Source organism: Promineifilum sp. (SeqCode) (genome assembly GCF_041918635.1).
Taxonomy (GTDB): domain Bacteria; phylum Chloroflexota; class Anaerolineae; order Promineifilales; family Promineifilaceae; genus Promineifilum.
Window position 1 is genome coordinate 1 of record NZ_JAYRVJ010000488.1, and the last position, 10,479, is coordinate 10,479.

The following is a 10,479-nucleotide window of genomic DNA, read 5'->3' on the forward strand; positions in this document are numbered from 1 at the left end:
ACCGACCCCCAGGAACGGGCCACGGCCGTGGCCCAGTTCCGCCACGAGGCCCAACTGTTGCGCCGCCTGCGTCACCCCAACCTGCCGGTCGTCACCGACGAATTCACGCTGGGCGACCGCAACTACCTGGTGATGGAGTACGTGCCTGGCTCGACGTTGCAGCAGATGATCGAACGCGGCGAAGCGCCGTTCGACGAGCGTCGGGTCGTCACCTGGGCCGCGCAACTGTGCGACGTGCTCGGCTACCTGCACCGCCAGGAGCCGCCGATCATCTTCCGCGACCTGAAGCCGGGTAACATCATGATTATGGCCGACGACCGGCTGAAACTGATCGACTTCGGCATCGCCCGCGTCTTCAAGCCGGGCAAGAAGCAGGACACGATGATCTTCGGCACGCAGGGCTTCGCCGCGCCGGAGCAGTACGGCAGCGGCCAGACGGACGAGCGCAGCGACATCTACGCCCTCGGCGCGACGCTCTACTCGCTGCTAACGGGGCAAGACCCCGGCCGGTTCCGGCCGTTCGAGCCGCTGCCGCCCATTCGCACCTACCGGCCCGACATCTCGCCACAACTGGAGACGGTCGTGATGCGGGCCACCCGAGTCAAACCGGTCGAGCGCTGGCAGAGCACGCAAGACCTGCGCCAGGCCATGAGCGGCGGCGCGCCCCAGGCCACGGTCATCGCCCCGCCGGCCGGCCGCGCGTCGCCCCCGCCGCCGCCCGGCCCCATCGTCACGCGCCGGCCTACGACGCGGCTGCTACTCAAGGCGGCCACGCTCTCGCCGGCCCAGTTGGCGCTGGCCGGCGGCGCGCTCCTGCTGATTATCGCCCTGGCCATCGTACCGCTGACCCGGCTGCTGGAGGGAACCGCGTTCTGGGAGATTGTGCGCACGTCGGCCATCATCGCGCCCTTCGCCTACACCGCCTCGCGCCGCCGTCTAGTAGGGGGCATCGCCCATTTTATCGGCGTGTCGCTCATCGGCTGGCTGATCATCCTGGCGGACGAGGCCACGGGTCGGGTAGGCGCCATGCTGTTCATCAGCGCGCTGGTGAGCGCGGCGGCCATCGAGGGGATGATCTTCTTCCTGCCGCGCGTGATGGGCTCGCTCCGGCGCGACGACCCCGGCGCGTGGCAGCGCGAGGCGCTCTGGCTGGGGTTGGCCGCCCTGCTCGGCCACGTCGTGCTCTATGCGCTGCTCGGTGACGACGCGGCCATCAACGCCCTCTCCTGGGTCAGCGCCTTCCTCCTGGCCGTCGCCGGCTGGTTCCTGGGCGATCTGGTGCAGGGCTATCTCTACTTGAAGCAGACCGGCGTGCGCTGGCGCTGAGGCGGCCGATTGCCTCACCGAGGCCATCATAAGGAAAAGCACCCATGCCCCACCGCCGAATCCTCCTCATCATCGCCCTCGCGGCCTTTCTCATCTTGCTGGGCGCGGCGCTGTGGCTGCTGCTGAGCAACCGCAACCGCGCCGGCGAAACGCTAACTGAAGTCGCCGGCACGCCTCAGCCCCTATTGCCCACCGTCCTGGCGACGGCCGCCGGCCCCGAGCCGGCCGCCAGCGGTCGCGAGACGGCGACCACCCCCTCGCCCACGCCAGCCATTGTTGACCGCCCCGGCGAGCCGGCCGCCGGGCGCGACCTGAGCCTCGACGCGCTCCCTACCCTGAAAGAACTGGTAGCCCGCTACCCCGAACTGGGCGACCTGTTGGAAAACGTCGATCTGGCCGACCGCGCGCAGTTGTCGGCTGCCTATGAGCAGCTGGTAGCCCTCTTCGCCGCCGAGGGGGCGGAGGGGTTGCGCGTCTTCGTGTCGGAGTCGGGCATCCTGCAATCGCTCAACATCGATCCGACCTACGTTGATTTCGTCCTGGCCTATGAAACGGGCGGCATTGCCGGGGCCGCGGCGCTGGCCCGGCAGCGCCGCCTGCTGACGGAGGATGGGCTGGTGCGGATCGTGCTGGTGCTGGATACGGAAGACTTGAGCGTCGTAGAGCCGCAACTGGCCGCCGCCGGGGCCGTCGTGCTCGACCACTACGGCAACGAAGTCGAGATCGGCCTGCCCCTGTCCCAAATCGAGGCCGCCGCCTCGTCCGAAGAGGCGCTGGCCCAACTGGTCGCCATCGCCCACCTGCCCCACGTCATCGCCGTGCGCGCCCCGGAGCAAATCCCGACCGGCGCGTGGCTGCCGGCCGGTCAGGGCGCGGCGCTCACGCTGGCCACCGAGTGGCATGCCGCCGGCATCACCGGCCGCGGCGTCCGCGTCGGCATCATCGACCCTGACGGCTTCGGCGGCTACCAGAACCTGCTCGGCCAGGCGTTGCCGCCGGCCGAGCGGGTCATCCTCGCCCCCTGGCTCACCGCCGACGAGTTGAACACCGCCACCGGCCCCCACGGCGCGGCCTGCGCCGAGATCATCCACGCCATGGCCCCGGACGCCGAATTGTACCTGGCCTACAGCGGCGGCTCGGCGCGCGGTCTGGCCCAGGCGGTCGATTGGCTGATCGCCAGCGGCGTGGACATCATCTCCTACTCTGCCTCCTCCATCGCCGAACCGCTGGACGGAACCGGGCCGAGTGATGAGATAGCCGCCGTGGCGCAGGACGCGGGCATCCTGTGGGTCAATGCTTCGGGCAACTACGCCCAGTCCCACCTGGAGATGGTTTTCACCGACGGCGACGGCGACGGCTACCACGAATTTCCGGACGGCAACGAGTTGCTGCCCATCTATGTGGCCGAGTTCACGTCGCTGGGGCTGACGTGGGACGACAACTGGAATGGCGCCAGTGAGGATTACGACCTCTACCTGATGACGCCGACAGCCGACGGCCGCGATCTCGAAACCATCGCCACTTCCTACAGCCTCCAGGCCGGCCGCGCGGGCGATCAGCCGGTCGAGGCCATCGACATCGAGTTGTCGCCGGCGCGCGAGTACTACGTCGCCATCCGCGAGGACGGCATCTCCCGCCCCGGTCGCCTCAACCTGTTGGGCTGGAATAACGAGTTCGAGTACGCCATGCCGGAGGGCAGCCTCGGCTCGCCGGCCGACGCGCCGGGCGTACTGGCCGTCGGGGCCACGTATTGGCGCGATGACGTGCTGGAGCCGTATAGCTCGCAAGGCCCCACCAGCGACGGGCGCACCAAACCGGAGCTAACCGCGCCGACCGGCGTCGACAGCCTCTCCTACGGCGAGTTCAGCGGCACGTCAGCCGCGGCTCCCCACGTGGCCGGGGCGGCGGCGCTGGTGCTGAGCGCCTTTCCCGATCTGGACGCGCGGCAGTTGCGCGACTATCTGACCAGCCGGGCGCTCGACCGCGGCCCGGCTGGCTTCGACAACGGCTATGGCGCGGGGCGACTGGCTTTGCAGCAGCCGCCGGCGGTCAGAGCCGCGCCCGTCACGGCCGCAGCGACCATTCACGCCGTCCGCCAGAGCCACAACGAGTCGATGGGTGGCCGCTACGGCGTGCGTCTGTTCGTGGATTTCAGCGTCGAGGGCTTGCGCGGCCAGACGGGCGCGGTGACGGCTCGCTTCAGCGACGCCGCCGGGCAGCCGCTGGCTGATGGCAACGGCCAATTCAGCGATGGGGCCGGCCACGTCGCTGTCGCCGAGCCGTTCAGCCCGGCCGTGGACAGCGCCGACATCAGCGAGTTCCCACTGTTCATGCCCTATGACGAGTTGGAGTTGCCGCCAGGCGAGCATACGGTGCAGGTCGTCGTCGACGTAGCTGGCAGCGATGGGGCGGCGCTGGCGTTCAGCCAGCCGGCGGCGTTCATCCTGACCATGGCCGATGACAGCCAACGGTTGGCCGAGGTGCGGGCGGTTGACGTGGTTCACAACGTCGCCCACGATAACGTGGCCGGCATGGACATCCTGATCGACTTCGACACGTTCAACTTTCGCGGCGAGACGGGCACGCTGGCCGCCTACTTCTACTTCGACGACGCCAACAACACGCCGCTGCTCGACTTCAACGATCAGTATCGCGCGCAGGATGGCGTCGTCGCCGTGGGCGGGCGCTTTCAGCCCGGCTCTAACCGGGCCATTTACCAGGACTTCGCCCTATTCATGCCCTACGCCGAACTGCACATGGCCGAGGGGGCGCGTTATAACCTGAAGCTCCAGATCGTCATCTGGGACGAAGCGACGGGCGAGACGCTGACGGTGTCGGAGTGGGTTCCGTTCTGGTTCGAGACGTGAGCGCGCCCGACGCAGAGCAGGTCAATTGGTCAAGGGCCGGCCATAGAGCCACCAGTACTCGTCGGGTGGGTAGGCCGCCTGCCAGACCGCATCCCAGATGAACGCGCCCGGCTCCCAGCGCGCCCGCAGGCGGTGATCCACGCCGGCCAAGTCGCCGGGAATGTGGGCCGGCAACTGGTAGGGCGGCGTGCTCAACATGTCGACCAGTTCCAGGATGACCACACGCGTATCGGCTTTGTAGGCGTACTGCTTCAGGTCGGCCGCCAGCCGCTTCGACCCGGCCAGGTCGCGCAGGTAGTGCGTCCACTCTCGCAACCGGTCGCCCACCTCCGCCTGCGCCCGCCCCTCGAAGCGCACGACTTGCTCGCGCACCGCCGCGTTGAAGGCGTCGTTGGCCGCCCGCAACATGTCGCGCTCGGTGACGTGGAGTTGTCCGGCCAGTGCGGCCAGACGGCGGCGGCGCATCAGGACGCCGCCGATGGTCAACGGCGGCATGTCGGCCATGCCCAGGTCCCAGCGGGTGGCGTCGCTCATCAGGTAGTCGCCCATGCGACGCACAAACGTCTGCAAGACCACCAGATCGTGCCGGAGCAAGGCCTCCTCCGTCCGCTGGCGCTCCGTCGTGTTATCGAGCATCATCGCGCACCTCCGTTCGCCTGCTCGCGCGCCCATGCGGTGGGCGCGCCTACTCCCTCTGTTTACAGTATAGATCATCACGCGCCGGCCGATCATGTGGCAGATGTCACCTGTTTTTGCTTACAAACGTCATAGGCTTGTCAGTCGGATCGCCGACGTTCCGGCGGTCTCTTCCGACCTTGCCGCCGGGATGGCGGCGATCCCTCTACTCCGCGCGTTGACGGCGCAATCGATTCTGCTATAGTGCGCCGGCATGTGGCGCTATCGGCTGGCTCGCTTCGTCTTCACCATCGTCCAAAGGCTACTGTGCCGGTTCGTGGTCGTGGGTCGGGAAAACATTCCCCCTGGCCCCTATATCCTGGTCGTCAACCATATGAGCACGGCGGATAGTGTGCTGGTGTTGCTCGGTTTCCCGGCTCAGGAGTGGCGCTTTTTCGCCGGCGAGAAGTGGGCCGACCACCCGCTGTGGGGGCCGCTCATGTCGTGGCTGGGCGTCATCTTCATCAATCGCGGCCAGGTAGACCGGCGGGCGCTGCGCGAGGGGCTGGCGGCTATTGAGGAAGGCGCCATTTTCGCGCTGGCTCCGGAGGGCACGCGCAGCAAGGTGGGGGCCATGCAGCCCGGCAAGGACGGCGCGGCCTATCTGGCCAGCCAGGCGCGTGTACCCATTCTGCCGGTCGGCCTCAGCAATACCGACGTGCTCTTCGCCAGCGCCAGGCGTGGCCGGCGGGCCACGATGACGCTGCGCATCGGCCAACCCTTTACACTGCCCGATCTGGGCCGCCGCGTCCGCAGCCGCGATCTGCAAGCCTACACCTACCTGATTATGATCCACATCGCCGCGCTGGTAGAGCCGCGCCATCGCGGCGTCTACAGTGACAGCCCGGCGCTGGCCGCGCTGCTGCGCGGCGAAGACCCGTGGCCGCACTGCCTGGCCTCTTTGCAGGCGCTCGGCGCGCCCGACGAGGGAACCGGCCTCGGGCAGGCCCCCATTGCTTGATAAGCGCCGGCCATCTATGCTACTATAAAGGTACATCGCCGCGCCGATACGCCAGTCGGACGTTGGTGATCTCCGCCCGCGGCGAACGAGAGGTGGGGCGAGCCATCAACTCAACTACCCCACACCGAACCTGTGCAACTGAACCCATTTATCGTCGTGTCACTACCCCAGGAGGTTGTCGATGCCACGCAAATCCTTTGTAGCCCTGTTCGCGCTGGCCCTGGCGCTGTCGGTCATCGCCGCCGGCGTGGGCCTATCAAGCGCGCAGTCGGAGACCGAGAATCAGCGCACGCTCGTTCCGGAGATGGTACAACCACGAGATGGCGCGGCGAATCCCCTTTCACCACAATCTCCCAATACAATATGGATGTCTGAGGGGTTTGAAGGTACGTGGCCTTCTTCCGGCTGGACATTGCTCGACCAAAGCGATACGGATGGCGGCCTATACTTCTTCGGCAAACGCAACTGTCGTCCGCTGAACGGCAGCTTCGCCGCCTGGGCCGGCGGCGGCGGGAGCGCGGGCAGCCAACTGGGTTGCAACGACAACTACGTCAACAACCTGGACACGTGGGCTGAGTTTGGGCCGTTTGACCTGAGCGGCGCGACCGAGGCTCATTTGGGCTGGTCGATGATTGGCATCGCCGAGTTCCAGGCCGATTGTAACTTCGACGGTCTGTTCATCGGCGCATCGACGAACGGCAGTGACTATAGCGGCGGCTCGATCTGCACTGATCTCAACAGCGCTTACGGTGAGTGGGAGCTTGATCTCACAGCGCTCGCGGGCCAGTCGCAGGTGTGGATCGCCTTCCAGATGTATTCCGACGACAGCCAGACGGCGCGCGGCTACACCATTGACAACGTGTTCCTCGACGTGACCGTCCCCGGTTGCGAGACCCCCGGCGCGTTGAGCCTGTCCGCCCCCGGCAACGCCTCCTCAACAGCCGACACGACGCCGACGTTCAGTTGGTCGGCGGCCGGCAACGCCACCGAATACCAGTTGATGGTGGACAACAACAACGATTTCTCCAGCCCGGTGATCAACCTGTTGCGCGGCGGGACGCAGTACACCCACGGCGCGGCGCTGGCCGCCGGGACGTACTACTGGGGCGTGCGCGGCCACAACACGGCCGGGGGCTGCGACGTCTACGGCCCGTGGACGAACGCCTGGTCATTCACCATCACCGGCGCGCCCACCTGTTACCAGTTGACCCTCGACCACACCGGCTCCGGCGGCAACCCGACGGCCTCGCCCGCCGCCTCGACCGGCTGCGCCAATGGCCGCTACACCGCCGGGCAGGCCATCAGCCTGACTGCCAGCCCGGCTAGCGGCTGGCGCGTCAACAGTTGGCAGGGAACCAACAACAACGGCAGCACGTCCGTCAGCAACACCGCCACCATGCCGGCTGGTAACCACACCGTGCGCGTCAACTACGTCCAGGGCACGACCACCGCGTCGCGCGCCTTCCTGCCCTCCATCCACTACGGCCTGGTCGGCTGGGTAGGGCCGTTCGAGATTGAGCCGAACAACGACATCGCCCAGGCCAATGGGCCGATGGTGATCGGCCGCGCCTATCAGGCCTACCCCAATGACCGGTTCGACTACTTCTACTTCGAGCTGGGCCAACAGCGAACGGTCGTTGTGACGATGACCAACAACGTCGTCGTCCAGCCGCAGTTGCAGCTCACTCCGCCCAACGCCGCGCCGGTGTCCGACACCGTCGGGCCGGAGTTCAAGATCGTATATCCGAACGCCGCGCCCGGCCGCTACTACATCCGCACCGCGGCTGTCAACAACACCAGCACCACCGTGGCCTACACGTTGCAGGTGACGACTCAATAGCCCGCTCGGCCCCTTCCTAGACGGCGGCCGGCGCCAAGTGATCCACAAGCTGGACACCTTCGCCGGCCGCCGGTCAAAATGCTCAGTCCCCCGCCGGGAAAATAGATAATTTGTTCGGCAAGTTTTAAGGCGCGGCTCTTGCGCTGTCTGGCAGGCCATGCTATAATGCCGTCCTCTAGCCAAATAGGCTACTGTAACGGTATGCTACCCCCACATATGGGGGTATGCGTGATGACCTGAGTTGGGAGCCGCAGGAAGTCCCATAATCGCGAGGAGGTTTGAATTCCATGTTGTCGTCCGTCTCGTCCGCCCCTGCTCCGACAGAACTTGTGCTGCCCGATAACAGTATGGCCGTGCTGCGCCGCCGCTATCTGCGGCGCGGGCCGGACGGCCAGCCCATCGAGACTGTTCAAGAGATGTTCCGCCGCGTGGCCCATCACATCGCCCTGGTGGAGGCCGATCACGATGGCGACGTCGCCGGCGTGGAGGAGGTGTTCTACAGGCTACTGACTGAACTGCGCTTCTTCCCCAATAGCCCGACCTTTACCGGCGCGGGAACGCCGCTGGGCCAGTTGGCCGCCTGTTTCGTCTTGCCCATTGAGGACGACATGGGACGCGACCAGGCCGGCATCTTCCAGACATTGCGCGACGCGGCGCTCATCCAGCAAACGGGCGGCGGCAATGGTTTCTCCTTCTCCCGGCTGCGACCCAAGGGGGATTACGTCCACTCCTCAGCCGGCAAGGCCACCGGCCCGGTAGGCTTCCTGCGCGTTTACGATCAGGCTTTCGGCGAGATCGCCCAAGGGGGCACGCGGCGCGGCGCCAACATGGCTGTGCTGCGCGTGGATCACCCCGACATCTTCGAGTTCATCTCCTGCAAGGCCAGCGAATACGCTATCACCAACTTCAACATCTCCGTCGGCGTCACCGACGCGTTCGTCCGCGCCGTCAAGGACGATACCGACTTCGACCTGGTAAACCCGCGCGACGGCAAGGTATGGCGGACGGTGCGGGCGCGCGACCTGTTCGACGAGATCGTCAAGTACGCCCACCGCAACGGCGAGCCAGGTGTGCTCTTCCTGGACGCGGCCAACCGCGCCAACCCGGTTCCGCACCTCTACGAACTGGAGGCGACTAACCCCTGTGGCGAGCAGTGGCTCGGCCCCTACGAGAACTGCTGCCTCGGCTCGATCAACCTCGGCCGCCACGTGACGGCCGATGGCCAGGTAGATTGGGAGTTGCTACGCCGCTCGGTGGAGGAATCGACCCATTTCCTGGATAACGTCGTCACGGCCAACGCCTACGTGCCGGCCGTGCCGCAACTGCGCGAGGCGGCGCTGAACGCCCGCCGCATCGGCCTGGGCATCATGGGGCTGGGCGACCTGTTCTATCGCGTCGGCGTGCGCTACGGCAGCGAAGAGGGGCAGGCATTGGCCGGCGCGCTCTTCGAGTTCATCCGCTATCACTGCATGCGCACCGGCGTGGAACTGGCCCGCGAGCGCGGCCCCTTCCTGGCCCTCAGCGGCAGCATCTACGACCCGCAGAACTTTCGCTGGGAGCCGCCCAAGCCGCTGTTGAAGAGCCGGCGCGACTTCGGCCGGCCGGCGCTCGACTGGAAGCGTCTGACCGCCGACATCAAGGCCCACGGCATCCGCAACGCGGCCCAGACGACGGTCGCCCCAACGGGAACCATCGCTACGGTGGCCGGCATTGAGGGGTACGGCTGCGAGCCTGTCTTCGCCCTGGCCTACATCCGCCACGTCAACGACCACGGCAAGGACTTGCAGTTGCAGTACACCAGCCCCTTGTTCGAGCGGGCGCTGCTTGAGGCCGGCCTGGACGAAGGCACGCGGGCGGAGATCATCGCTGAGGTGAACAAAGTGGGCAGTTGCCAGCACATCGAGCAACTGCCGGCCCCCATTCGCAATACCTTCGTCGTCTCGTCCGACATCACGCCGGAGGAGCACGTGCGTATGCAGGCGGCCATCCAGGCGTTCGTGGACAATAGCATCTCCAAGACGTGCAACTTCCCGGCCGGGGCCGGCCGCGAGGATGTGGCTCAGGCGTACATGCTGGCCTGGGACCTGGGCTGCAAGGGGCTGACGGTCTACGTGACCGGCTCGCGCGAGACGGTGACACTGGAGACGCATGCCACCAAGGAGGCCAAAGAGAAGAGCGAGAAGGTGGAGAAGAAGGCCGAGGAAGCGCCGCAGCAACTCACCATCTGGCGCGAGACGAAGAAGCCGCGGGCGCGCGTCCTGCAAGGCGAGACGACGCGCATCAGCACGCCGCTGGGGGCGACCTACATCACGGTCAACCACAACGGCGACGGCCAGCCGTTCGAGGTTTTTATCCAGACCTCGAAGGCGGGCAGCGACACGGCGGCCATCTCCGAGGCCATCGGCCGGCTGGTTAGCTACATCCTGCGTCTGGCCTCACCCGTGGCCCCGCGCGACCGGCTGAAGGAAGTGGTCAACCAGTTGTTGGGCATTGGCGGCGGCCGGCCGTTGGGCTTCGGGCCGAAGCGCGTGCTGTCTCTGCCGGACGGCGTGGCCCAGGTGTTGGCCGACTTCCTCGACCGCTCGGCCGAGGAGCAAGAGGCGGCCGGGGCGAACGGCCACACCAACGGTCACACGACGCCCGCCGCCGGCCAGGCGCAGGCTGCCCTACAAATGCCCGCCCCCCACGTCGTCGGCGACCTCTGCCCCGACTGCGGCACGCCGTCGCTGGTGAATGAAGAGGGCTGCCGCAAGTGCAATAGTTGCGGTTATAGCGAGTGCTGAGAAGTAGTTGTTAGTTGTCAGTTGTTA

6 protein-coding genes are annotated in these 10,479 nt (G+C 66.7%); 5 read left to right on the forward strand and 1 reads right to left on the reverse strand.

Going from position 1 to position 10,479, the window contains the following annotated elements; genetic code table 11:
* Together ACE3UY_RS14815 and ACE3UY_RS14820 are read left to right on the forward strand one after the other, a co-directional pair.
* On the forward strand, window positions 1-1,326 hold a 1,326-nt coding region (locus ACE3UY_RS14815), incomplete at its 5' end, for a serine/threonine-protein kinase (protein ID WP_374688278.1).
* Between the two features lie 44 nt (window positions 1,327-1,370).
* On the forward strand, window positions 1,371-4,193 hold the full coding sequence (locus ACE3UY_RS14820; protein WP_374688279.1) for a S8 family serine peptidase: 2,823 nt from the start codon (window positions 1,371-1,373) through the stop codon (window positions 4,191-4,193).
* A 21-nt stretch (window positions 4,194-4,214) separates the two neighbouring features.
* Here the strand turns inward: ACE3UY_RS14820 and ACE3UY_RS14825 are convergent, their stop codons facing one another.
* Complete coding sequence (locus ACE3UY_RS14825) at window positions 4,215-4,832, reverse strand: hypothetical protein (protein WP_374688280.1); 618 nt, start codon at window positions 4,830-4,832, stop codon at window positions 4,215-4,217.
* A 250-nt stretch (window positions 4,833-5,082) separates the two neighbouring features.
* On the opposite strand from ACE3UY_RS14825, the gene ACE3UY_RS14830 reads away from it, so the two are divergent.
* The 3 genes from ACE3UY_RS14830 to ACE3UY_RS14840 all read left to right on the forward strand — a co-directional run bounded on the left by ACE3UY_RS14830 (window position 5,083) and on the right by ACE3UY_RS14840 (window position 10,452).
* Complete coding sequence (locus ACE3UY_RS14830) at window positions 5,083-5,829, forward strand: lysophospholipid acyltransferase family protein (RefSeq protein ID WP_374688281.1); 747 nt, start codon at window positions 5,083-5,085, stop codon at window positions 5,827-5,829.
* 181 nt (window positions 5,830-6,010) lie between these two features.
* On the forward strand, window positions 6,011-7,669 hold the full coding sequence (locus ACE3UY_RS14835) for a hypothetical protein (RefSeq protein ID WP_374688282.1): 1,659 nt from the start codon (window positions 6,011-6,013) through the stop codon (window positions 7,667-7,669).
* Window positions 7,670-7,956: 287 nt separating this feature from the next.
* Window positions 7,957-10,452, forward strand: a complete 2,496-nt coding sequence (locus ACE3UY_RS14840; RefSeq protein ID WP_374688283.1) for an adenosylcobalamin-dependent ribonucleoside-diphosphate reductase — start codon at window positions 7,957-7,959, stop codon at window positions 10,450-10,452.
* Window positions 10,453-10,479 lie beyond the last annotated feature (27 nt).

Bases quoted from the DNA above. Each gene is read 5' to 3' on its own strand.
- ACE3UY_RS14820 (WP_374688279.1), top strand. From the start codon at position 1,371: ATGCCCCACCGCCGAATCCTCCTCATCATCGCCCTCGCGGCCTTTCTC.
- ACE3UY_RS14825 (WP_374688280.1), bottom strand. From the start codon at position 4,832: ATGATGCTCGATAACACGACGGAGCGCCAGCGGACGGAGGAGGCCTTG.
- ACE3UY_RS14830 (WP_374688281.1), top strand. From the start codon at position 5,083: ATGTGGCGCTATCGGCTGGCTCGCTTCGTCTTCACCATCGTCCAAAGG.
- ACE3UY_RS14835 (WP_374688282.1), top strand. From the start codon at position 6,011: ATGCCACGCAAATCCTTTGTAGCCCTGTTCGCGCTGGCCCTGGCGCTG.
- ACE3UY_RS14840 (WP_374688283.1), top strand. From the start codon at position 7,957: ATGTTGTCGTCCGTCTCGTCCGCCCCTGCTCCGACAGAACTTGTGCTG.